Source organism: Ruegeria sp. BF6 (genome assembly GCF_056538665.1).
Map to the genome: position 1 here is coordinate 40,455 of NZ_JBQFTN010000017.1, position 21,868 is coordinate 62,322.

The window sequence follows — 21,868 nt, forward strand, 5'->3', positions numbered from 1 at the left end:
GAAACGACATCCGATAACAGAAAAATTGGTCGCTCCTGCCATGGACGTCGGGGGGTTGCTGCACTAACGTCCCCTGCGAACCCAGTGAATCCTGATCAACAGGTGCGAGGTATTTTCATGGATTATCACAGCCCCGCCAGCTTTGCCGAGGCGTCGGCTCTGGCCGCAAATGCGACGGGCATTACACGGTTTCTGGCAGGCGGCACCGATGTTCTGGTGCAGCTGCGCTCGGAGTTAGTGACGCCCGATACGCTGATCGACATCAAGAAAATTGACGGGGTGCGCGACATCACCCGCAACGCCGACGCCAGCTGGTCGCTGGGCGTCGCCGCAACGGGGGCCGAGATGAGCGAGCATCCCGATCTGGGTCGCGACTGGCCCGGCGTGGTCGAGGCGATGGACCTGATCGGCTCGACGCAGGTGCAGGGACGCGCGACGTTGACGGGCAACCTGTGCAATGGCTCTCCGGCCGCGGATTCAGTGCCAGCGATGGTGGCGGCGGGCGTGACTGTCACCGTGACCGGCCCCGAAGGAACCCGCGAGGTTGCCGTAGAAGACATTCCAACCGGCCCCGGCAAGACCTCGTTGGCGAAGGGAGAGGTGATCTCAGCCGTCAACATCCCCGCACGGGGGGAGAATGGCGGCGACGCTTATCTGCGGTTCATACCGCGCACTGAAATGGACATTGCCGTGGTCGGTGTGGGGGTTAACCTGCGTCTGGACGGCGATATCATTACCGAAGCACGCGTCTCGCTGGGGGCCGTTGCCCCAACCGTTTTGCTTGCTGAAGGCTGCGCCAAGGCCATCATCGGCAGCACGCTGGACGATATCGCACTGGACGCACTGGCTGCTGCAGCGTCCGCCGCCTGCAACCCGATCGACGACAAGCGCGGCACCATCGCATTCCGCACCGAGGTCGCTGGCGTTCTGGCCAAGCGCGCCGCGAAAATCGCCTATGCCCGCGCCAAGGGAGAGCAAGCATGAGCAAGTTCCACGTATCCACCACCGTGAACGGGGACGCGGTCGAATACCTGTGTGACCCGCGAGAGACCCTGCTGGATTGCCTGCGCGACAAGCTGAACCTGACCGGCTCGAAAGAGGGCTGCGGCACTGGCGATTGCGGCGCGTGTTCGGTCACAGTCGATGGCCGTCTGGTCTGTTCCTGCCTAATGTTGGGTGTTGAGGCCGATGGCAAAACCATCGAAACTGTTGAAGGTATTGCGGATGGGGACGTTCTGCACCCGCTGCAGAAAAAGTTCATCGAACATGCTGCCCTTCAATGCGGTATCTGCACGCCGGGGATTCTGATTGCGGCCAAGTCGCTTCTGGAGAAGAACCCAAACCCGACCGAAGAGGAAACCCGGTACTGGCTGGCAGGAAATCTCTGCCGCTGCACCGGTTACGACAAGATCATTCGCGCTGTGATGGAAACGGCCGAAGAAATGCAGGAGGCTTTGTAATGGCTTTGGATGATCGTAAGTCTGAATTCACTTTCGTTGGCACCCGTCCGGACCGCCCGGATGGGCTGGATAAGGTAACAGGTCGTGCCAAGTTCGGGGCCGACGCCTATGCGCCTGGCATGCTGCACGGTGCCATCCTGCGGTCTCCACACGCCCATGCGCGGATCGTAAAGATCGACGCGTCCAAAGCAGAGGCGCATAAGGACGTCAAAGCTGTCGTGACACGCGCGGACTTCGCCGAAGTGCCGTTCAAGCCCGGTCTGGAAGGCGAGTTCTGGAACGTGCTGGAAAACGTCATGGCGGGCGAAAAGGCGCTGTATGACGGGCACGCGGTGGCAGCCGTTGCGGCAACGTCGGCTCTGGCCGCGCGCGATGCGCTGAAGCTGATCGAGGTCGAATACGAGGTCCTGCCCCATGTTACTGATGTAGACAAGGCAATGGCTCCGGATGCGCCTGTCATCCGCGAAGGTGCGGCGGACTATTCCGTGCCCGAAGGGATGCACCCGAACGTGGTCCGATATCATGAAAGCGGCCATGGCGACGTCGAAGCCGGTTTTGCCGAGGCCGATCTGGTGATGGAAGACAGCTTTGTGACCGAAGCGACCCACCAGGGTTACATCGAACCGCACGCCTGTCTGGGAATGCTGGGAAATGACGGCAAGGGTGAGTTGTGGTGCACCACCCAAGGCCATTGGATCGCGCAGAAAACCTGTGCGGCTTTGTTGGGCATCGAGACTTCGCAACTGCGCGTCACGGCTTCGGAGATTGGCGGCGGTTTCGGCGGCAAGACAACCGTTTTTATCGAACCCGTCGCGCTGGCGCTCAGTCGCAAGGCCAACCGCCCGGTCAAACTGGTGATGGCCCGGTCCGAGGTGTTCCGGGCGACCGGCCCGACCGCCTCGGCCTCGATGGATATCAAAATCGGCATGAAGAAGGACGGTACAATCACCGCGGCCCGTGGCGATTTCCGCCTGCAAGGCGGTGCGTTTCCGGGTGCTCCGGGCGATATGACCGCCATGTGTGCTTTCGCAGCGTACAACCTGACCAATGTCAAACAGATCGGCTATGACGTCATGGCCAACCGCCCCAAGCAAGCCGCCTACCGGGCACCCGGTGCGCCAATGGGGGCCTTTGCCGTTGAGTCGGTCATTGACGAGATGTGTAAAAAGCTGGGCCTGGACCCTATCGACGTCCGGCTGAAAAACGCAGCGCACGAAGGCACAAAAGCCAGCTATGGCCCGCGGTATGAGCGCATCGGCCTGGTCGAAACGCTTGAAGCAGCCAAGGCGCATCCGCATTACACTGCCCCGTTGAAACCGGGGCAGGGTCGCGGGATCTCTTGCGGGTTCTGGTTCAACCACGGTGGCGAGACGTCGGTGTCGCTGGCCCTGTCCGAGGACGGCTCGGCCCAGCTGATGGTTGGTACGCCGGATATCGGTGGTTCCCGCGCGTCGATGGCGCTGATGGCAGCCGAGGTTCTGGGTATTCCCTACGAGAATATCCGCGTCACCATCGCCGACACCGCAACGCTGGGCTACAATGACGTCAGCCACGGCTCACGCGTGACCTACGCGTCGGGTCTGGCGACAATCAAGGCGGCTAAACACGCGGTTGAGAAACTGTGTGAACGCGCCGCGGCCAAGTGGGGTATCCCGGTGGATGCAGTGAAATGGGAAAATGGCTGCGCGGTGCCTTCGGGGCCCAATGCGGGCGATTTCGACCCGATGCCGCTGGCCGATATCACCTCTGATATGGGCGTAACCGGAGGCCCGATCTCGGGGCATTTCGAGGCCACCCCCGAGGGTGCGGGCGTGTCTTTCGGTACCCATATCGTAGATGCAGAGGTTGACCCGGAAACCGGCAAGACATCAATCACCCGTTACACGGTCATTCAGGATGCGGGCAAGGCGATCCACCCGACATATGTGGAAGGCCAATACCAGGGTGGCGCCGCGCAGGGTATCGGCTGGGCGCTGAACGAGGAATACATCTATGGCGAAGACGGTCGCCTGCAGAACTCGATCTTCCTCGACTATCGCATCCCAGTTGCCAGTGACCTGCCGATGATCGACACTGTGATCGTCGAAGTGCCGAACCCTGGCCACCCGTTTGGTGTGCGCGGCGTGGGCGAAACCGGCATCGTGCCGCCTCTGGCGGCCATCGCCAACGCGGTGTCTCACGCAGCGGGCGTTCGCATGAAGCAGCTGCCGATGTCGCCACCGCGCATTCTGGCGGCGCTCAAGGACAATGGTTGAGGTCCACCTCTGGTCCGGCCTTCGGTCCTTGACCGGGGGCCAGCAGGTGGTGGAGGTCGAGGCCAAAACCACCGGTGAACTTTTGCGGGCACTGGTAAGGCTGCACCCGCAGCTTCAGGGGCCAGTAGATGCGGGTGTATCCATCGCCATTGACGGGCGCGTCATTGCCAGCGGATTGACCGAACCGATCCCCGAAGGCAGCGAGGTTTACCTTATGCAGCGTCTGAGGGGCGGTTAAGCCTCGGGCGACCACGGTTCGCGCCCGACCATGCGGTCGGCCTCGGCGGTAATGTCGTTCATATGCTGCTCAAGGCTTTGACGCAGCTCTTCGATTTGCTCTTCGGATGCTTTGCGCGGCACGGTTTCGGTCCACTCGCGGCATAGAAATACGCCCTTGTTCCGCCAGGGACGGGGCATCAAAAGGCGATCCCATGTACCCGCTTCGCCGCCATATTGCGCGGAAAAGGTGATGCCGAAAACCCGTTTGCCCGAGGTGCGCGCCCATACCAGCGGTACCGTGGAAAGCACACGCTCCGGGCCACGTGGCCCGTCGGCGGCGATGCCGATGGAAATCCCTTGCTTCATCTTGCCGAGCACTTCTCGCGACACGGCAACGTTGCTCTTGTGTTTGCTGGCCATGGCGATCGTGTCCATGCCAAACAGTTTCTGCACCCGGCCTACCATGCTGCCTGCTCGAGCAGACGAAGTGATCGAGCAGATGCGCCCTTTGTCCAACGGGAAGAAATACGGCGACTGCGCCAACCGTTGATGCCACAGAACCACGATGATCGGCTCACCCTCTTCGGCCAGTTGATCCAGTTCCTCGTACCCGATGCGCTGCCACGTAGTGTTGCGGTTGACCATTCGGATATAGCTCGCAATCCGTCGAGCAGCCCAGTTCAGGACGGCTTCGCTGTCGGCAATCTTTTTGCGAATGCTCACGGTTGGGGTCCTTTGTGCTGACCAAACCGTGTCTTATAGAACTCAACGCCGCACGCAACTTGTTTGTCGGGGGCATTAGTGGCGCGGAATCTGAAAAAGCCTCTTGAGTCCGCCGCGCGGCTGGCATATCTGAGGCGCACCTTAGGGGTATAGCTCAGTTGGTAGAGCGACGGTCTCCAAAACCGTAGGTCGCGGGTTCGAACCCTGCTGCCCCTGCCATTAAAATCAATCACTTACATGAGTATCGGTTTTCAAGCGCCAAGAAAATTGTGCGTTCTTCTGAAAATGCGTGAATCGGGCAGTTGCTCTGGGCTGAGCAACTCGTTTTGCTGGACGCTAGAATCCTGACCATAACAGAGCGAATGCCAGGTTTTTCATGTCGGTCCTCAAATGCAGGATGAACCCCAACCCTCACCGACAAGCGGCAAATGAACCCTGGTTCTTTCCATGGTACTGGAAAGCAATTGCATTCCTGGCTCTGAACATAAACTGCCTGACAGTTGGGTTTTCACTCGCTTTTTCCCGTTGGAAAATGACGCATTGCCCATTTTTTTGGTAGATGCTGGCCAACGGCAAAATCCGCTCTGCTGCCAAACTCGAACGATGCTCTGAACCCTAGAATCCCATCAGTAGCTGCCGCGATAGCAAAAAAGCCAGATCCACTGTAGGGCGCATAGGTTACCGTGACCGGTTAATGAAACAACTGCCCGACAAAGTACTGAACCGGTAATAGGTTCCTAGTGTGAACTGCTGGCTCTTCGCGGGCAATGCGATCCTGTGGAATGCGACCTTGCGCCAGACTCATTCCCCTGCATCATCAGCAAAGCCCGATGTCCACAATGCGCAACGAACCAAACATTCGACCGACAACGCCGATTGTCTGGTTCAGGGTAGCTGGCGTCACTCGCGTCCGGAAGTATCCCACCAATGCGGTTGCATGAACTGTGGGATCGCCTTTGTTTTGCCGTTCAGGCTGTTGAGCGTGCCAGCTGTAAGCTCAAGAGACATCCATGCTTCATGCGCCGTCAACAGGTTCGGGTACGGCGTCTGTTTGTCGGTCGGGGCAAAACCATACCGAGGGTAGAAGGTCGGGACGCCCAGAACGAATACAGCGTCTGTTCCAATGGACTTAAGGTGTTCGATGCTGGTTTCTATCAGTTCCTTGCCGACGCCTTGACCCTGATACTCCGGCGATACGCCACAAGGGGCGAGCAGGTAGCATTTTTTGTCTGGGTGGTCCTCAAAGACAAACGGGGTGAATAGCACATTAGCTACAACCTGCCCTTCTCGTTTGACACTGATCGAAATCGTGTCTGGGTGGTCAAGGAAGTCTCTGGCGAGTTGGGCAGTTTCTTTGCCTTCTGCTTCACCAAAAGCCTGTCTGTGGACTTCCGAGATTGCGTCAATTTCTGTTCGATTCATATTACATTTCTTTTATTGTTTCATTTGTCGGCGCACCAGAACGCCACCCCAGGTCGGAGGCTCGTTTTGCGGTGTGTTAAGCATAGTTTCGTCGCCTGGGTTTATGAGAGCTCGGCTTTATACTTGCTCGCTTGGATGCCCCCGCATGAGCGGCACAGAATATGGGCCGGTCACGCTGGATGTGCTTTCTCCGATGCCATCCAAAGCGCCCGGAGTCAGCTCGCGCGCAAACCAACACTCAAGAGGGGCCTGCGTTCTTACAGGCGGCAGGACTTTGTGGGGGTTGTTGTATCTGTTCCCATAGTGGAAAGGTTCACCCATCACAAAGATAACATCAGCATCAAGTTGCCGTTCTGCCTCTTCCATCAGGCGCGTGGCATAGCCCTTTCTTTGATATTCGGGCAGCACAGCTAACGGAGCGAGAACAAAGCACTTCAAGTGTGGTGCCTTGTCGATTGTGAGCGGGGTATAGCAGGCATGTGCAACCCCCTCATACACGATGGAAAAGCTGCCATCTTCGATCAGGTCATCCGCAAAGTCGGCATACAGTTTGGCATGACGTTCATCGTACAGGCCTCCGGCAGCAGCGAATGCCTCGTATTGGATTTGATGGGGCGTTTTCATAGAAAACCCTCCTTCTTGATTGGTTTATCGTTGGTTCATTTGCGCGCGAACGGACTGGTTCCCTAAATGGGTGATCCGATAGGGGCGGCCATTTTTCGATTTGATGAAGCGCTTGTCTTTTAGGCGTTTGAATACGTCCATCGTGCAGGCAGGGAAGACAAAGCCGTCACGAGTGTAACATTCGACGGACTGCACCTTACCATTGTCGGCGCGCGCGTATTTTATCTCACCACCTAAGGCGAGTTCATGCAAAACACGTTGCTCGTGCTTTGAGATGTTCATTGGGATGTCTCGATATTACGAAAGTACAGAAACAGGACACTCAGCGTCGCGCGTGAGTGTGCCTATCAATGTTGGTGTTCCTGAATTTGCTTCGCCAGGAACGGGCGTTAGGCCCGGGTCTCTTTCATAAATTCTCCATTGCGAGAGGCGACTAACCTCAAGCGTGCGGCTTAGTTAGTCTTCGATTTTAGAAACGTCAACCGACGTAGGGCAAGGTAGGGATGCATTGCGAGTAAATCTCGTCAGTGAAAGCGGGAGAAATAGCTGCGGTGCGGGTTTGCGTGGGTTCGAGGGCCCGTAGATTCTCGAAGAGCATCCCCATTATGTAACTTTCGCATCTCATTGTTGATGCTGTTTATCCGAACTAGTCACCACCAGCCGATTGAGGCTGCTCGCATCTCTCCGAAATTCACCGCGTTTTGTTTGAGGTTGATATAGTGACTGTGCCGGCGGAAAGCCGCGCCCTTTTCACAAGTGTCTAGGTCGCTGAGAACCAACCGAACCTCGACTGATTGATTAACGCAGAAACTTTCTCAAGCCTCGAGTTCTCATATGATTTCTCAAGTGCCTCGGCATTCAAACGAGGGACGTTTCTTGCCAAAAGCGCCAGTGGTGCTATTGCCAGGTCGGCTTGAGGAATTCAGTTGAAAGTCTTCTTCAAAATTTTGTCTCCGCTTGTGTGACCCGCATCACTGACGGTCCCGCCAGATCAGCCAATACTGACTACAGTTAATGAGTTGGCGTTCAAGGTATTATAAGAGCGCAGTATTTTTCATTATCCTCCCTGCGGACTGGGCGCGCTGAAATCATGCGCGCCCCCTTTTTTTAGTGATCGATCCACCAAGCGGGCAACACGCCCGACGATACAATGCGGCTACACGTCAAGCATCAGACGCCGAAACAAACACCGCACGCAGCTCCCGCTTTCATGGCATGGGCAAATATGTGCCGCCAGCGTAGCAAGTTTTCGCTACGTAAGCATGCAGCGACTATGCAAAGCGCGAAGTTTGACGTACTCCGAGGAAACCATTTTGATGGGGCTCAAAATGAAACTCAACGCACTTGAAGTTTGTTGCATCTTACTGGCCAGCGCAGTGGCCGTGGCCGGGTTTGTCGAAGCGGCAAACGCTGTGATTTCTGCCATCTGAACTTCTCAAACCCTAAGACCCCTGATGGCATCCCCAGGGCTAGGACACGCTTATTTATGTCTGGTGGTGTGATTCACCGTTCAAAAAACGAGCGGTGAAAATGTCTGATCCTTTCCGGCTGACAGATGTGCGGATAGCACGTCGTGAGCCCTGTTTTCCGCAGTCCCGCGGCAGACTTCGCGTAGATGGTCGGCGTGTAGTGAACGGAATTATCCTTATTAACCGTGGTGGTTTACGCTAGCGAGATGCACCCAAGGAGTACGGACCGCTCGGGGATAGAGGCTGCGATGCCAATTGCCTCAGAGAAGCCCTGAATTGGGACACGCGCATGTGCCCCTGGCCGGAAGCAACGCAAGGCCACCGACAAATATGACGAACACTCTACAAGCGGCATAACCGGATAGAGATCATGTTCGGCAGGCTCAAGGGCCGGAGGCGTGTCGCAACCAGACAAGATAGGTGCCCAAAGGTAATCCTTTCCGCCATCTCTTTCACCGCAACTGTCATGTTCTGGCTATGAAACAAGAATGAGTCCGAACCTTAGCCGCTAATTCACCTGTTGGCGAATACGTTAACTGCAGCCTACTGCGAGAAGGCTAACTTTGCTGGAATCAATATGGCTTGGGAAAGGACAGCTTTTCCGTTCGAAGTAAGACGTTGGATGGTGGCGGGTCCATGGAAACTTCATGCCGCGCGAAGTGGCAATAGGTAACGCTTACCGCTTCCCTGTATCCGCCTCATATCGGATCTATGGCCAAATGACTCAATCGATTCCCCCGTGACTTCCACAAGGAACTAGAAACCCGCCCAGTCGACGATTGGTAGGCGGCGTTGCACGTCTGGGCAAAGCATCACGGGTTCGGGTTGAAGCTGCAATGGTGGTGACCGTTACCGGGCGTAACCGGCGACTTGAATTTGAGACGGTACAACGCGCGAACCTAAGATCATTGGGCGGCGACTTAAGATTGGATAATGCGCAATACTGTCCTTAGCCGGAAAATTGTAGGGATGGTCTCAGAAAAAAATAGGGGCTGGACGAGGGGGTAAAGCCAGCCCCTATCTTTTTCTCAAGGGGGTGTGTGGTATTTATGATTCTAAAATACCCAGTTTACGCAAAGCCCGATATTGGGGGTTTCCCGTAGGGACTTGGATTCTAGCGAATCGAGCTGTTTCCGGGATGCGAACGGTGAGTTTCACAATGAACCGTGGACACAATTTAGACACAATGCGATCTTGGCAACGTGGGCGGCATGTCTTTATTTTAGAACGTTCTGGTTTTTCAAACTGGATTAGAGGGGGTTAGTTAGTTCGGCATGTCGCCCCACGAACGCTGTAGTTCTCTGAAAATTGATCGAATTGCGGGTTTTGAATGCTGGTGCAACGCTGCATTTTTAATCTAAGCGTCGCAATTGGAACAAGTAGCTCTGGCATCAGTTTCGAGCGGCGCGCCTTATAGGGGTTTGCGATTTCAACGAGGGGGTATGAGTTCGGCGCGTCGCACCCCAAACACGCGCAGTCAAACTCACTTGGCACCCCGGAACAGGGTCACACTCGCCCCAATTCTCTTTCCTACTTGCGCGCCCGTTCGATCAAAACGGCGCATGAATTCAACGCCGGTCTCACCTTCAGTTCGAACCAAGGTGACAGTTTACTTGAAACCTGATTACGCACCAGTTTATAGGACCGGGGGGGCCACTGAGTTCTACTTGGCAACACCAAGCAAATCTGCTGAGCGCAGTGTTTTGTCGGCGGCTCCAAATCGGAGGAGGCTCAAGCTGGTGCGCCAATAGTTGGCTATTGCGGCATGGCCGAGGGGGAATGTCCGGCTGCGAATGTGCCCGTGAATGGACAGACGGACTACCAATAGACTGATGGCGTCTTACGCGTTGCAACAAATGGACAGCCAAGGGCATTCGCAATCGGTCGCGTAAATCTCAGCCCCTTCATCGGCGGATGGAACCCGGTCTCGATTCCTCGCTTCTGCACCAACCTTGAGCCTTTCCCAATGATTGCTTTTCAGCACACCACGCCCAGAATGGGCGCAGCTAACTGACCACAGCACCGACCCCGGATCGGCGACGACTTTTTGCTGACGTGAGACTGGAAGTCCTGACCGTGATGGAAAGAAAGCTCGGTCGCCCGAAGGCGCCAATGCGGTACTTTGCCCAAACATCCCAAACAGATTGTATGTCATGCCAATCCCGCAACTCGTCCTCTCGCGCTGAATTATAGGCGCCGAACGATTCTGAAATGGTTTTGGTGCTGTTGTCTGAGCGCACGGTACGAGTTTGTGCTTTGCCTTCCTCAGCCGCCTTGCGGGCTTCCTTCACGCTGATATCCGGGAACGTGCCAAGGTTTTAACGATGGCGGCGCTGACCGCGCGGAATAGCTACTTCTCAGAAATATTTGCTGCGCTTGCCAATTCTCAGGACCAGCCCGCGTACAACTTTGTCGCGGACTTCGTAACCCTTATCCTCGGACTTCAGGACCTCTGGTTTGCTTTCGCTCAGACAGAATTTGATCTTTTTTGTGCGTTGGACAGGTATGCCCTCGACTAGTCACAGAAAGCTAAATCCCGCAATTTCATACTGTTAGGTGCGGGCAGATATCCAGCGGTAGATAATTCCCGCAAACTCCAAAACCGTAGATCGCGGGTTCGAACTCTGCCACCCCTGCCATTCCACCAGTCCCATGGAAATAGCATTGCCTGCAGGGGCAGGGGGCATTGCGTAGTGCGTCTGGAATCTGTGTTAATCAGTACCGCCCTGGTAATGAAAAACTCAAACTCAGAAATTTTCACCACAAAGAGGCTGGCCACCTTGTTCCTCGGGCCGGCAATGCCAGATCCCCGACGCTTGTGTCATGCCGTGAGGGCATTGTATTCGCGTCCTGACCATCGATTGTCAGAGAGAGGTCCTTGTAGAAAACCTTGCTGTCGAACCGCCTGCGATGGGATGTGGTTCTGCTGCGTTTTCCCTCCGGAACATCGCGCTTGTATTGTGCGGCGCAATAACGTGGACCTTGGGTTTGGGAGACATCCCCAACAGTGGCAATATACCGTCGTCAACAAAATGGGGTTCGACTGTTTTGGCGTCGTCCCGATCCCGGTCATAGGTGTGAAGTGATCCATCGCTGGGCCAGTCACACGCAATGACCGCGCCATAGTAGGCATTGGGCCTGACGCCGGATTCTGTTTTCTCCAAACGATCCAGCATGTCCTTCTGGCTGGTGTTGAAGCCGTAAACACAGATCAGGCCCGCCTTGTCTCTGCCTTGTTAAAGCACAAGGCCTAGCCATTTCGCCTTTTGACTATGCTGCCCTTGCGAATGCTGCCATCCGCGTTCTTTTTCGTAATGTTGACGTATCTCGTTTTTACCGCTGGTTTCAGAGTGAATTTTTTCTTCTCGGAATTGTAAGTGCGGTGGGAAATAACAGTGCCATATAAAAACTCCATTCTGCGTAATCCCCAAATTCTGACACGAAAGGACGTTTCCGCAAAATCCCAGGCGTTGAGCGTAACAGTAGAGAAAACTGCCCGGTTTCGTGCAACGGGCTGCGGAAACGCTTAAGGGGTAATATCGGTTGGCGCGATCCGGCCAATCCCGGTTTCCTCTGCCACCGGAATGGCATAAGGTCCTGCCCACTACGAACACGCGGATGAGGATACATGTCGCGCTTTGATGGATACTTCCTGCGGCAATTGCTGATTCTGTTCGGCTTTTTCACCCTGGTTCTGGTCGGCGTATTCTGGATCACCCGATCCGTCAGCCTGTTTGATCGCGTGATCAGTGGCGGGCAATCGGCCATGGTGTTTTTGGAATTTACCGCCTTGACCTTGCCGACGCTGATCCGGACGGTGATGCCAATGGCAGTGTTCGCCGCTGCTGTCTATGCCACCAACCGTCTCAGCCGCGAAAGCGAGATGACGGTGATGTTGGCCACCGGCTCAAGCCCTTGGCGTCTGGCGCGGGCTGTCTTTCTGTTTGGTCTGGTGGCCGGGTTGATGATGGCCGTCATCAGCGTTTTTCTACGCCCGGCCTCGGTCGAGCAGCTTGAACAGCGTCAGGCCGAGGTTGCCGGCGACGTCACGGCGCAGTTGCTGAACGAGGGCGAATTTCTGCACCCCGCCTACGGTGTCACGGTCTATATCGGCAAGATCGATCTGGACGGCACCTTGTCCGAAGTGTTTGTCTCGGACCGGCGTGATCCGCTGAACCCGGTCAGCTACTCATCAAAGACGGCGTATCTGGTCAACAACGATACCGGCATTCACCTTGTTATGCTGGACGGGATTGCACTGCGTCTGGATCAGCAGGGGCTGACCTTGTCCTCGACCCTGTTCGAAGACGCCTCGTACGATATTTCCCAGCTGACCAATTCCACCAATATGGCCAAGCGCAGCCTTGAAGCCATTCCAACGATCGAGCTTTTACAGGACCGAGATACCATTAGCGCGGCAGAAGAGTTCACCAAAGGTGAGCTAATCGACGAATTGCACCAGCGGTTTTCCTGGATTGCCATCTGTATTGCAGTTGCGCTGGCCGGGTACGCAACGCTGATGCTGGGCAGTTTTTCACGTTTTGGACTGTGGCCACAGATTTTGGGCGCTTTTACCATTCTGGTCCTGCTTGAAGGCGTGCGTGGCTTTGTTTCGCCCGTTGTGATTGACGATCCGAACCTGTGGGGCTTGCTGTATCTGCCGGCGGTCATTGGTATAGCTATCTCGAGCCTGTTCCTGCTGATCGCGGGGCGACCTTTGATGCGCAGACGTTACAAGGATGCGCCGGGCGCGCTGTCCCGGGGTTAGTTCGTAGCGCGTAGATCGGTTAGACAGTTCAGGATGTCCTCGCAAGTGGCGCTGTCGTGGCGGGTCACCAGGTACAGCGGCAGCATCAGGTCGATGGCTCCGGTTACCGGGATCAACTCACCTGCCGACAGGTGATCCCTTATGACATATTCCGGGAAATAACCGGTCCCGCCCCGCCGCAGGACATAGCGCAAGGCCATCAGGCAATTGCCCAGAAACACGGTTTGCCCCGCCGCTTGACGCGCTGCCGCGCGTACGTGATCCTGATACACCTCGCCCAGTTCTAGATTGATAAAGACCGGATCGCCCGTGGCCGGGGTTTCAACCAGCATCAGACGTTCGGGGTTCAACTCGTGCGCCTGAATGCGCGGGTCAGTGGGCTGTTCGTGGGTCAGCGCTGCGTCCAGAACCTGGGTGGCGACCGCGTCTATCATGTTCAGGTCGTGATCATAGTTCAGCGTCAGCAACAGATGCCCAACGCGCTTTTCGAACCGCACGGCCAAATCAACCAGTAACGGGTCCCAGATGCTCAGCTGCGCTCCAAGGCGCAGAGCCACCCGGTTCTGCGTTTGCGCGGGCAGGTCATTAGAGGCAAAGGACCACAGCGACAGCATCTGTTCCGCATAGGGCCGGAACTGTCGCCCGAAATCGGTCAGACTAGTGCCACCGGCGCCGCGCGTGAAAAGCGGCTTGCCGGTTTCCTCTTCGATAAGCCGAATGCGGGCGCTGACGGCCGTCTGGGTTACGTTCAGCTTGCGGGCCGCGGCGTGAAACCCACCGGTCTCGGCCACGCATAGAAAGGTCTCGATTGCCTTGAGTTGCATATCGAAAGTATTTTTTCATCAGTCTGATAAAATCAATTTATTTTTTTGAGTATCAGATACGAGCTATTCTGATGCCAACCGATTAGCCAAAGGACCGCGCCATGCTGGACAAAAGCCACAAACCCACCTGGACCAGTTTTGAAGAGGCCACAAAGGCCGACTGGGACGCCGTTATGGAGTATGAAGAAAGCTTCAACGCCGCCCTGCCAAACCGGATTCTGGATGCGATCCGCTCGTTGGACGAAGACTGGACGCCCTATCCGGTCAACCGTTATCAGCACAGTCTGCAGGCCGCGACCCGTGCCTATGAAGACGGAGCGGATGAGGAACTGGTGGTTGCGGCCCTGATCCATGACACTGGCGATATCTTGTCGCCCTATAATCATGGTGAGCTGTCGGCGGCGATGATGAAGCCCTATGTCAGCGAGAAGACCTACTGGATTCTCAAGCATCACTGCGTGTTCCAGGGCTACTACTACAACCACCACCTTGGCGGTGACCGCAACGCCCGCGACAAGTACCGCGACAGCCCCTATTGGGAGGACTGCCGCTATTTCTGCCATGAATACGATCAGAAAGCGTTCGACCCGAACTACCCGACCAAACCGCTTGAGTTCTTCGAACCCATGCTGCGCCGCATCCTGAACAAGGGCGAGGGGCACATGGAACTCAATGAGATCGCCGAAGATTAACAGGCCGCCATCAGGCGATAGACGATCTGAGCTGCAGTGAAATCCCAGGCGGCATTGCCGTCCGGGGCCAGCTCGACCACGTCGAAGCCTACGCATTTGCGGCCCTTCAGGGCGTGCTCGACCAGCCGCAGCGCCTGGTAGTAGCCCAGCCCGCCGGGGACCGGTGTTCCTGTGGCGGGCATCTGTGACGGGTCTAGACCATCAACGTCAAAGCTGACGTAGACCAGCGCGGGGAAATCCTCGGGCAGGTCAACGGCGTGGATGTTGCCGGTGACCAGTTCCTCGGCATCCACATGGAAGACGTGGTTCTTCAGGCGGCTTTTGGCCTCTTCAGTGGAAAAGGCGCGGACGCCGAATTGCGCCAAACGGACACCTTCCTCGACCAGCAGATGCATGACTGAAGCGTGAGAGTGTTTTTCACCCTGATAGGCATCGCGCAGGTCGGCGTGGGCGTCGATCTGAACGATGCCGATCGGCTGGTTCAGAGCGCGGGCCACCCCCATGACCGCGCCGTAGCTGAGCGAATGCTCACCGCCCAAAGTGACTGGCACCTTGCCCGCGTGGATAGCGGCCTCGGTGCGCTGGGCGAGGCGCTCCATGATTTCGGACAGCGACGCATCACAATCCACGGGCTCTTCGGTAAATATGCCTTCGACACAGGGCTCGGCATGGCCGGTGATGCGTTCCAACTCGTTGCTCGCCTCGAGGATGGCTTCGGGGCCTTTGGCCGTGCCCGAGCCGTAGGACACCGTGCGTTCCAGAGGCACCGGGATCACACGGAATTTTGCGTCTTCAGTACGCTCGGACGCAGCCAGTTCACTGCCGAGGAAAATGCTCATGAGAGTCGGTCCCTAAAGTCGTCATAGCCGAACTGTTTGATGATCTTCAATTCGTCCGTTTCGCTGTTCCACAGGGCAATTGTAGGAAGCGGAACGCCGTTGAACGTGTTGGTCTTGACCATCGAGTAATGCGCCTGATCGAGGAAGGCAAAGCGCTGCCCGATATCCAGCGGCCTGTCCCATGTGTAATCGCCGATCACGTCGCCAGCCAGACAGGATGGTCCACCCAGACGATAAGTGTGACCGGCATCCGCCTCGTCCATCAGCGCGGGGCGATAGGGGGCCTCGATCACGTCGGGCATGTGGCATGTGGCCGAGATATCGGTGATCGCGAGGGTCATGCCATTGGTGGGCAGGTCGAGGATTTCTCCGACCAGAATTCCGGCATCCAGCGCCACGGCCTCACCGGGTTCCAGATAGATATCGATGCCATATGATTCACGGATGCCCTTGATGAAAGCGACCAACCCGTCGCGGTCATAGTCATCGCGGGTGATGTGGTGGCCTCCGCCGAAATTCAGCCATTTGAGCTGGCCGATATAGGGCGCAAGTTTGGGTTCCACTGCGGCCCATGTGCGCTGCAGCGGTTCGAACCCCTGTTCGCAGAGTGTATGCATGTGCAAACCGTCAACTCCGATCAAGGTCTCGGCGGTCAGTTGGCTGACCGGCATGCCCAGACGCGAGCAGGGAGCGCACGGGTCGTATTTCGCGACCTCGCCCTCGGAATGTTCCGGATTGATGCGTAGGCCGACCTGGACACCGGCGGCCTGAGCCTTGGCGAGGAACCGGTTCTTTTGTGCCGGAGTGTTAAAAATGATGTGGTCGGACAGCGACAGGATTTCGTCCATGTCGGCGTCCTTGTACCCGGCGCAAAAAGTTGCGACCTCGCCGCCGTACTCCTCACGGCCCAGACGCGCCTCGTAGATGCCGCTAGCGCAGGTGCCGTCGAGGTGCTGGCGGACCAGCCGGGCCAGCGAGAACATGGAAAACGCCTTGAGCGCACTCAGCACATGCGCGCCGGATCGGTTGCCGATATCGGCGAGAATTGTCAGGTTGCGTTCGACGGCCTTTTCATCGACCACGAAACAGGGAGTGGGCACGCGGCTGAGGTCGAAATTGCGGAAGGCTCCGGCATCCCCGGCCTGTGTGGTCATCATATCTGCCATAATCGGCGTCTCCGTCGAGTGGAGAGGCCGGGGGCTTTGCCCCCGGACCCCCGAGGTATTTGGGGCCAGATGAAGCTGGGCGGATCAGAAATCGACCGGGCCGTCGAGTTCGTGGACCTGCCATGGGAGCCCATGGGTATTCAGCATGTCCATGAAGTCATCGGGGTCGAGCTGTTCCATGTTCCAAACGCCAGACTCGGTCCAGTTGCCCTTCAGGACTTGGGCTGCACCGATCATGGCGGGGACGCCGGTGGTGTAACTGACGGCCTGTGAGCCGACTTCACGATAGCACTCTTCGTGGTCGCAGATGTTGTAGATGTAATAGGTCTTCTCGCCCGAGCCGTCCTTGGCCTGACCCGTGGCAATGTCACCGATGCAGGCTTTGCCCTTGGTTTCCGCGCCCAGATCGCCGGGGTCGGGCAGCAGGGTTTTCAGGAACTGGATCGGGATGATTTCCTTGCCGTCATGCATCACCGGGTCGATGCGGGTCATGCCGACATTTTCCAGAACCTTGGCGTGGGTGATATAGGCGTCGCCGAAGGTCATCCAGAAACGGGCGCGTTCGATCTCGGGGAAGTGGGTGCTGAGGCTCTCCAGTTCCTCGTGATACATCAGGTACATGTTCTTGGGGCCGATGGCGGGGAAGTCGAACTCGACCTTATGGGTCATGGCGGGGGAGTGTTTCCATTCGCCACCTTCCCAGTGGCGCACTTCGGCCAGCACTTCGCGCAGATTGATCTCCGGGTTGAAGTTGGTCGCAAACTCCTGATCGTTCGAGCCGCCATTTGCGTCCAGCACGTCAATCTGGCGGATCGTTTCCAGCTTGTGTTTCTTCAGCCATTTCGCAAACACGCTGGTCACACCCGGATCAAAGCCCGAGCCGAGGATGGCGGTCAGACCAGCCTCTTTGAACCGTTCCTGATAGGCCCATTGCCAGTGGTATTCGAACTTGGCCTCGTCCTCGGGCTCATAATTCGCGGTGTCGAGGTAGTGAATGCCGGCCTCAAGGCACGCATCCATAAGCACCAGATCCTGATAGGGCAGGGCGAGGTTCACGAGGATCTCCGCACCGGTCTCTTTGATCAGCTTGACCGTATCCTCGACCTTGTAGGCGTCCAGTTCGGCGGTTGCGATATCGACGCCCACACGCTCTTTCACTGCTTTAGCGATAGCGTCGCATTTCGACTTGGTTCGGCTGGCCAGAGTGATCTCGGTGAAGATGTCCGAATTCATCGCCATCTTGTGCACAGCGGCGTGGGATACGCCGCCCGCGCCGACAACCAGTGTTTTTCCCATGGGGTAATCTCCTCTCAAGGGGTTATTCGTAATAGGTGTAGCCGTTGATCGAGTCGCGATAAGCGCTCATCAGGGTTTTGCGGTCCTTGGCTTTCAGAGTATCCGTCGAGATCGCCTCGTCCACCATTTTGCGGAAGGCGGCGACGCAATCTTGCGGGTCAAACTCGACATACGACAAGACCTCGGAAATCGTGTCGCCTTCCTGTTCGTGCAGCAGGTCGAAACCGCCATCGGCACGCAGGTCGATGGTGACGACGTTGGTATCCCCGAACAGGTTGTGCAGATCGCCCAATGTCTCCTGATAAGCGCCGACGAAGAAGACACCCATGAAATACTCGCCTTCCTCGGGCAGGGAGTGCACCGGCAAGCTGGGTGAAACGCCATCTGCCAGGATGAACCGGTCGATCTTGCCGTCGCTGTCGCAGGTGATGTCGGACAGCACCGCGCGGCGGTCCGGCGTCTGGTTCAGGTTTTGCAGCGGCACGATCGGGTGAAGCTGGTCGATTGCCCAGACATCGGGCAGGGATTGGAACAGCGAAAAGTTGCAGTGATAGATATCGGCGACCTTCTCAAGCTGGTCGTCCACATCGGTTTCCATCTCGTCGCTGGCCGCCAAAGCCTTGATCCGGGCCATCAGGGACAGATAGATGCGCTCGCCCCGAGCCATCTGGCGCAGGTCGACATAGCCGCGGCGGAACAGGGCGCGCAGTTCGTTGCGATAGAAATTGGCGTCGTTCCAGCATTCCTGAAGCCGGTCGCAGGACAGGTAACCCTGCACTGCCGCCAGGTCCGAAAGGATATGGTGATCGTCGGTCTCGACATCCGGGGCGGTTGCCGCGTCATAGAGCGTGCTTTCCAGCACGTTGAAAACCAGCATCGAGGATGTGGCCACCACCGCGCGTCCGCTTTCGGTAACAAGCGTTGGGTGCCCAACGTCCGCCTCGTCCATCGCGTACGCGACGGTTTCTACCACGTTGGCGCAATATTCCTCGACCGTGTAGTTGATCGAGTTTTCGGCTGCCTTTTTCTCGCCCGTATAGTCGACGCCCATACCGCCGCCGAGATCCAGATGGGTCAGCGGCACGCCCTCACGGGTCAGTTCGGTGTAATACCGGCATGCCTCGCCTACCGCGCGGCGTACGTCATTAACGTCCTGCACCTGCGATCCAAGATGTGAGTGCTGCAGCTTCAGGCAATGCAGCAGGCCAGCGTCTTTCAGCTTGTCCACGGTTGCGACCAGTTGGTCGGTATTCATGCCAAAGGCCGAGCGGTCGCCCGAGCTTTCCTCCCACTTGCCGCTGATCTGGTTGGTCAGCTTGACCCGCACGCCTAGCAAAGGTTCGATGCCCAGCTCGTTATAGACCCCGATCACCGTGTCGGCCTCTTTCGGGCTTTCCAGCACGATGACCGTGTTGAAGCCGATCTTGCGGCTGAGGATCGCCAACTGGATGAACTCGGCATCCTTGACGCCGTTGCAGACGATCAGGGCCTCGCGCGACAGGCGATGGGCGAGGGCGATCACCAGTTCTGGTTTGGATCCGGCCTCCAGCCCGTATTGGTATTTCTTGCCAAACTCGACGATCCTGTCGACCACCTGCGCCTGTTGGTTCACCTTGATCGGAAACACACCGCGATAGGTGCCCTTGTACCCGGTTCGGGCGATGGCATCACGAAAGCTTTCGTTGATATGGGCGATCTCGTTTTCCAGATACGAGCTGATGCGCAAAAGCATCGGCGCCTTGATGCCACGTTCGTTCAGGTCGTGCAGGATACCGGGCAGGCTGATCGCCGCCGCTTCAGGTGCCATTGGATTGCGCAGACCGATCTCGCCATCCTCCGTCACCTCGATGAGGCCCTTGCCCCATTTTTCAACCCCGTAGATGGAATGCGGTGCGTCGGGCGTCTGTTTCAATCAAGTCGGTCCTTAACGTAGGAGTGCCAGTTTTGCGCCCGCCAATACGGCAGCAGTTCGATTCGTCCAAGTGTAATCTATGTGACGGGTTTTGCCGAATTTAGGCGGTCGGGCGAATTGGTATCAGATGATTGTCCCATTGGCAGTCCGGGCGGGCGGAGATTTGGACCCCAGAGGTCAGCTCGCCGACGATTCCGGTGCCGGTGGTGAAGACAAAACCTTTGGGTCCGGGGCCCAAGCCGCAGACGTCCTCCAGCGGGAAGGCGCCGGTTAGCTGGCCGCTTGCCACGTTGAATCGGTGTAGGGCGCTGCCACGGGGACAGGTGATGGCAACGGCCTCTCCGTCACCGGAAAAGGCGATGCTGCCGGCATAGCCTTGCAATGTGCTTTGCTTGGCGTCAGGGGCCGACAACAGGCGCGGTGCTTGGCCGCGACGGTGCAGGCCCAGTAACGGCGGATGTTGTGCCTTGTCCCCCTGCCATTGCATCGCGAACGCCACCAGCCCGTCTTGGCGCACGGCCAGATGCCGGATCGAATTCTTGTGCAGGTTCTGCGACAGTTCCACCTGTTCCAGAACCGTACCGTTCAGGTCCAGATAAGACAGGCGCGGTTGCATGGTCGGCAGGTTCAGTTTGGTGCGGCCGGTTTCGGGGTGGGTTTCGATGCCGCCATTGGCGATGACCAAGGTCTCCCCGTCGGGCATCAGCCGCATGTCATGCGGGCCAACGCCGCCCGAGGGGAACTCACCCAGACGTCTATAATCGGAGGTGTCCCAAATGCCGATCACGCCCTCTCCGGCCTCGTAGTTGTTCTCGGTTGTGAAAAGCTGCGTACCATCGGGTGAGAAAACGCCGTGACCAAAGAAATGGCGGCCTTCTGCGGCGGTTAGCCGTGTGAGTTCGGTGCCTGTGGCGCAATCAATGACCAGCGCGAAGGTGCCGGGGCGACGCGCAAAGGCCACTGCTTGCGCGCGGTAAGGATGGGCCGCAGCCGCATGGCCGCGCGCGGGCAGGGGAAGAGAGAACAGGACATCTCCGCCCGTAGTCAACCCGGCCAGACGGTAGCTGCCATCCGGAGACAATGCAGCGGCCAGATAATCCGGTGCTCCGACCGAAGCCCAGCCGCGCAGAGGGGCCAGGCTGCTTGCGGCCAGTCCGGCCAGAAAATGTCGGCGGCTTGGCATGGGTCAGTCCCCGTCCAGCGAATTGAATCCGGCGCTGATGCCCAGCGTCGGACCAAGATCGGACGAGGCGATCTCGCGGATGTCGTTGATCGACTGCCGCAGCGCCTCGACCCGGAACCGGCCCTGCGGATCGGCCACGCGTGCAAGGGTCGGATCATCCAGCGACTGCGCGCGGGTGATGGCTTTGTCGAATGCGCTATCGAGATCAGACGTGATATCGGGGTGATCGGCCGACAGGTGTGCGGCCAAGTCACGCAGCGCAATCAGGGACAGTTCCACATGGCGCAGGGATCGTTCGGAGCGACGCGCCTCGGCCCGGTTGGGGCGGGGGCGGTCGAATGTGCCCATCGGGCGGCCAAGCCGGGTGTCGCCGGTGAATTCCAGACCGGTGACCAGCGCCTTGTAGAGCTCTTGCATCGCTTCATCGCCGGATCGGTAGGGGCTGTTTTCGCCCGGTTGCGTCAGAGCGTTTGCGAAGTTTGCCCAACCTTCATCCATTGCGCGGGCGTTCAGGTCGATATCGGTGGCTATGGCCTGAATCAGCGCGCAGCGATAAGCGTCGCTGCCCTGATCTGAAAAGCGGGGATCGAAAAGCATCTGTTCCAACGCAAAGAACCCCCGTCCGGCGATCGAGGTTTCCGCAAAGGTCGCGGGGGTTTTGACGGCGTCGTCTTCGATGGCGATCAGACCGGACAGGGCCTTGGGCGTGAAGCCTTTGGTGTCAGGCCAGAAGGCCAGCGCAAAGGCCCGGTCATCGGTTTCCGAGGGGCCAAATCGCATGTGGCTGACCGAAATCCAGTCGTCAAAGGCGGTGTGATAGGCCGCGCGCAATTCGGGCGACGTTGCGGTGCAATTGGCCTGCGCCACTTGCGCCAGAGCTCCGGTTGCGCCGGAAAGCGCTGCGAAGCCGGGCAGAATATGTTCTTCGACCGTAGCGTTCAGGATCGGACCGCGATCTTGTGCCAGCGCAGGTAAGGGCAGCGTCAAGGCAAGGGCAAAAGCTAGGAACCGCACTA

Annotated in this window: 19 protein-coding genes, 1 tRNA gene and 1 pseudogene; 9 read left to right on the forward strand and 12 right to left on the reverse strand. The window is 57.6% G+C overall.

The window, feature by feature from the left end; all coding sequences use genetic code 11:
* Window positions 1-117: 117 nt before the first annotated feature.
* Genes ACR0IM_RS21350 through ACR0IM_RS21365 form a run of 4 tightly spaced genes read left to right on the forward strand, consistent with a single transcriptional unit; the run spans window position 118 to window position 3,953 of the window.
* The gene (locus ACR0IM_RS21350) at window positions 118-984 is read left to right on the forward strand and encodes an FAD binding domain-containing protein (protein WP_480643413.1); all 867 of its coding nucleotides are present in this window, start codon (window positions 118-120) and stop codon (window positions 982-984) included.
* Window positions 981-1,460, forward strand: a complete 480-nt coding sequence (locus tag ACR0IM_RS21355; protein WP_480683175.1) for a (2Fe-2S)-binding protein — start codon at window positions 981-983, stop codon at window positions 1,458-1,460. Before ACR0IM_RS21350 ends, ACR0IM_RS21355 begins: the two co-directional genes overlap by 4 nt.
* Window positions 1,460-3,715: a xanthine dehydrogenase family protein molybdopterin-binding subunit gene (locus tag ACR0IM_RS21360; protein WP_480683176.1), complete on the forward strand. Its 2,256-nt coding sequence runs from the start codon at window positions 1,460-1,462 to the stop codon at window positions 3,713-3,715. The genes ACR0IM_RS21355 and ACR0IM_RS21360 overlap by 1 nt, the downstream gene beginning before the upstream one ends.
* Window positions 3,708-3,953 carry a MoaD/ThiS family protein gene (locus ACR0IM_RS21365; RefSeq protein ID WP_480595315.1) on the forward strand — a complete coding sequence of 82 codons (246 nt, stop codon included), beginning with the start codon at window positions 3,708-3,710 and terminating at the stop codon, window positions 3,951-3,953. Before ACR0IM_RS21360 ends, ACR0IM_RS21365 begins: the two co-directional genes overlap by 8 nt.
* Here ACR0IM_RS21365 and ACR0IM_RS21370 read toward each other — a convergent pair.
* Complete coding sequence (locus ACR0IM_RS21370; protein ID WP_480595314.1) at window positions 3,950-4,657, reverse strand: lysophospholipid acyltransferase family protein; 708 nt, start codon at window positions 4,655-4,657, stop codon at window positions 3,950-3,952. The two genes, ACR0IM_RS21365 and ACR0IM_RS21370, sit on opposite strands and share 4 nt — an antisense overlap.
* A 143-nt stretch (window positions 4,658-4,800) precedes the next feature.
* Between ACR0IM_RS21370 and ACR0IM_RS21375 the strand changes: the two genes are divergently transcribed.
* Window positions 4,801-4,876, forward strand: a tRNA-Trp gene (locus ACR0IM_RS21375).
* A 681-nt stretch (window positions 4,877-5,557) separates the two neighbouring features.
* Here the strand turns inward: ACR0IM_RS21375 and ACR0IM_RS21380 are convergent.
* The 3 genes from ACR0IM_RS21380 to ACR0IM_RS21390 all read right to left on the reverse strand — a co-directional run bounded on the left by ACR0IM_RS21380 (window position 5,558) and on the right by ACR0IM_RS21390 (window position 6,985).
* The gene (locus ACR0IM_RS21380) at window positions 5,558-6,079 is read right to left on the reverse strand and encodes a GNAT family N-acetyltransferase (RefSeq protein ID WP_480683177.1); all 522 of its coding nucleotides are present in this window, start codon (window positions 6,077-6,079) and stop codon (window positions 5,558-5,560) included.
* 117 nt (window positions 6,080-6,196) lie between these two features.
* Window positions 6,197-6,703: a GNAT family N-acetyltransferase gene (locus ACR0IM_RS21385; RefSeq protein WP_480683178.1), complete on the reverse strand. Its 507-nt coding sequence runs from the start codon at window positions 6,701-6,703 to the stop codon at window positions 6,197-6,199.
* A gap of 24 nt (window positions 6,704-6,727) precedes the next feature.
* Entirely contained in the window at window positions 6,728-6,985 is a 258-nt protein-coding gene (locus tag ACR0IM_RS21390; RefSeq protein WP_480595311.1) for a YjhX family toxin, read from the reverse strand.
* A gap of 1,248 nt (window positions 6,986-8,233) precedes the next feature.
* On the opposite strand from ACR0IM_RS21390, the pseudogene ACR0IM_RS21395 reads away from it, so the two are divergent.
* A pseudogene (locus ACR0IM_RS21395) lies at window positions 8,234-8,653 on the forward strand (transposase).
* A 1,525-nt stretch (window positions 8,654-10,178) separates the two neighbouring features.
* Here the strand turns inward: ACR0IM_RS21395 and ACR0IM_RS21400 are convergent.
* The gene (locus tag ACR0IM_RS21400) at window positions 10,179-10,463 is read right to left on the reverse strand and encodes a hypothetical protein (RefSeq protein WP_480595310.1); all 285 of its coding nucleotides are present in this window, start codon (window positions 10,461-10,463) and stop codon (window positions 10,179-10,181) included.
* A gap of 33 nt (window positions 10,464-10,496) precedes the next feature.
* On the opposite strand from ACR0IM_RS21400, the gene ACR0IM_RS21405 reads away from it, so the two are divergent.
* Both ACR0IM_RS21405 and lptF read left to right on the forward strand, forming a co-directional pair.
* Window positions 10,497-10,691 (forward strand): hypothetical protein, encoded by a 195-nt coding sequence (locus tag ACR0IM_RS21405; protein ID WP_480643595.1) that lies wholly within the window; start codon window positions 10,497-10,499, stop codon window positions 10,689-10,691.
* Between the two features lie 1,109 nt (window positions 10,692-11,800).
* Window positions 11,801-12,940, forward strand: coding sequence for an LPS export ABC transporter permease LptF (lptF, locus tag ACR0IM_RS21410; protein WP_480643593.1), 1,140 nt, complete (start codon window positions 11,801-11,803; stop codon window positions 12,938-12,940).
* On the opposite strand, the gene ACR0IM_RS21415 is transcribed toward lptF, so the two are convergent.
* The gene (locus ACR0IM_RS21415) at window positions 12,937-13,764 is read right to left on the reverse strand and encodes a LysR family transcriptional regulator (protein WP_480683179.1); all 828 of its coding nucleotides are present in this window, start codon (window positions 13,762-13,764) and stop codon (window positions 12,937-12,939) included. The two genes, lptF and ACR0IM_RS21415, sit on opposite strands and share 4 nt — an antisense overlap.
* A gap of 101 nt (window positions 13,765-13,865) precedes the next feature.
* Between ACR0IM_RS21415 and ACR0IM_RS21420 the strand changes: the two genes are divergently transcribed.
* Window positions 13,866-14,456 (forward strand): HD domain-containing protein, encoded by a 591-nt coding sequence (locus ACR0IM_RS21420; RefSeq protein ID WP_480683180.1) that lies wholly within the window; start codon window positions 13,866-13,868, stop codon window positions 14,454-14,456.
* Here ACR0IM_RS21420 and speB read toward each other — a convergent pair.
* The 6 genes from speB to ACR0IM_RS21450 all read right to left on the reverse strand — a co-directional run bounded on the left by speB (window position 14,453) and on the right by ACR0IM_RS21450 (window position 21,866).
* The gene (gene speB / locus ACR0IM_RS21425; protein WP_480683181.1) at window positions 14,453-15,295 is read right to left on the reverse strand and encodes an agmatinase; all 843 of its coding nucleotides are present in this window, start codon (window positions 15,293-15,295) and stop codon (window positions 14,453-14,455) included. The genes ACR0IM_RS21420 and speB overlap by 4 nt on opposite strands.
* Window positions 15,292-16,461, reverse strand: a complete 1,170-nt coding sequence (nspC, locus tag ACR0IM_RS21430; RefSeq protein ID WP_480643591.1) for a carboxynorspermidine decarboxylase — start codon at window positions 16,459-16,461, stop codon at window positions 15,292-15,294. The genes speB and nspC overlap by 4 nt, the downstream gene beginning before the upstream one ends.
* An 84-nt stretch (window positions 16,462-16,545) precedes the next feature.
* Window positions 16,546-17,757 (reverse strand): saccharopine dehydrogenase family protein, encoded by a 1,212-nt coding sequence (locus ACR0IM_RS21435; RefSeq protein ID WP_480683182.1) that lies wholly within the window; start codon window positions 17,755-17,757, stop codon window positions 16,546-16,548.
* A 22-nt stretch (window positions 17,758-17,779) separates the two neighbouring features.
* Window positions 17,780-19,669: a biosynthetic arginine decarboxylase gene (speA, locus tag ACR0IM_RS21440; protein WP_480595303.1), complete on the reverse strand. Its 1,890-nt coding sequence runs from the start codon at window positions 19,667-19,669 to the stop codon at window positions 17,780-17,782.
* A 100-nt stretch (window positions 19,670-19,769) separates the two neighbouring features.
* Window positions 19,770-20,852 carry a DUF1513 domain-containing protein gene (locus ACR0IM_RS21445; RefSeq protein ID WP_480683183.1) on the reverse strand — a complete coding sequence of 361 codons (1,083 nt, stop codon included), beginning with the start codon at window positions 20,850-20,852 and terminating at the stop codon, window positions 19,770-19,772.
* Window positions 20,853-20,855: 3 nt separating this feature from the next.
* Window positions 20,856-21,866 carry an imelysin family protein gene (locus ACR0IM_RS21450; protein WP_480683184.1) on the reverse strand — a complete coding sequence of 337 codons (1,011 nt, stop codon included), beginning with the start codon at window positions 21,864-21,866 and terminating at the stop codon, window positions 20,856-20,858.
* Window positions 21,867-21,868: the final 2 nt, after the last annotated feature.

Excerpts from the sequence above, each read along its gene's own strand:
- ACR0IM_RS21350 (WP_480643413.1), top strand. The coding sequence starts at position 118 with ATGGATTATCACAGCCCCGCCAGCTTTGCCGAGGCGTCGGCTCTGGCC.
- ACR0IM_RS21355 (WP_480683175.1), top strand. The coding sequence starts at position 981 with ATGAGCAAGTTCCACGTATCCACCACCGTGAACGGGGACGCGGTCGAA.
- ACR0IM_RS21360 (WP_480683176.1), top strand. The coding sequence starts at position 1,460 with ATGGCTTTGGATGATCGTAAGTCTGAATTCACTTTCGTTGGCACCCGT.
- ACR0IM_RS21365 (WP_480595315.1), top strand. The coding sequence starts at position 3,708 with ATGGTTGAGGTCCACCTCTGGTCCGGCCTTCGGTCCTTGACCGGGGGC.
- ACR0IM_RS21380 (WP_480683177.1), bottom strand. The coding sequence starts at position 6,079 with ATGAATCGAACAGAAATTGACGCAATCTCGGAAGTCCACAGACAGGCT.
- ACR0IM_RS21385 (WP_480683178.1), bottom strand. The coding sequence starts at position 6,703 with ATGAAAACGCCCCATCAAATCCAATACGAGGCATTCGCTGCTGCCGGA.
- ACR0IM_RS21390 (WP_480595311.1), bottom strand. The coding sequence starts at position 6,985 with ATGAACATCTCAAAGCACGAGCAACGTGTTTTGCATGAACTCGCCTTA.
- ACR0IM_RS21405 (WP_480643595.1), top strand. The coding sequence starts at position 10,497 with ATGGCGGCGCTGACCGCGCGGAATAGCTACTTCTCAGAAATATTTGCT.
- lptF (WP_480643593.1), top strand. The coding sequence starts at position 11,801 with ATGTCGCGCTTTGATGGATACTTCCTGCGGCAATTGCTGATTCTGTTC.
- ACR0IM_RS21415 (WP_480683179.1), bottom strand. The coding sequence starts at position 13,764 with ATGCAACTCAAGGCAATCGAGACCTTTCTATGCGTGGCCGAGACCGGT.
- ACR0IM_RS21420 (WP_480683180.1), top strand. The coding sequence starts at position 13,866 with ATGCTGGACAAAAGCCACAAACCCACCTGGACCAGTTTTGAAGAGGCC.
- speB (WP_480683181.1), bottom strand. The coding sequence starts at position 15,295 with ATGAGCATTTTCCTCGGCAGTGAACTGGCTGCGTCCGAGCGTACTGAA.
- nspC (WP_480643591.1), bottom strand. The coding sequence starts at position 16,461 with ATGGCAGATATGATGACCACACAGGCCGGGGATGCCGGAGCCTTCCGC.
- ACR0IM_RS21435 (WP_480683182.1), bottom strand. The coding sequence starts at position 17,757 with ATGGGAAAAACACTGGTTGTCGGCGCGGGCGGCGTATCCCACGCCGCT.
- ACR0IM_RS21445 (WP_480683183.1), bottom strand. The coding sequence starts at position 20,852 with ATGCCAAGCCGCCGACATTTTCTGGCCGGACTGGCCGCAAGCAGCCTG.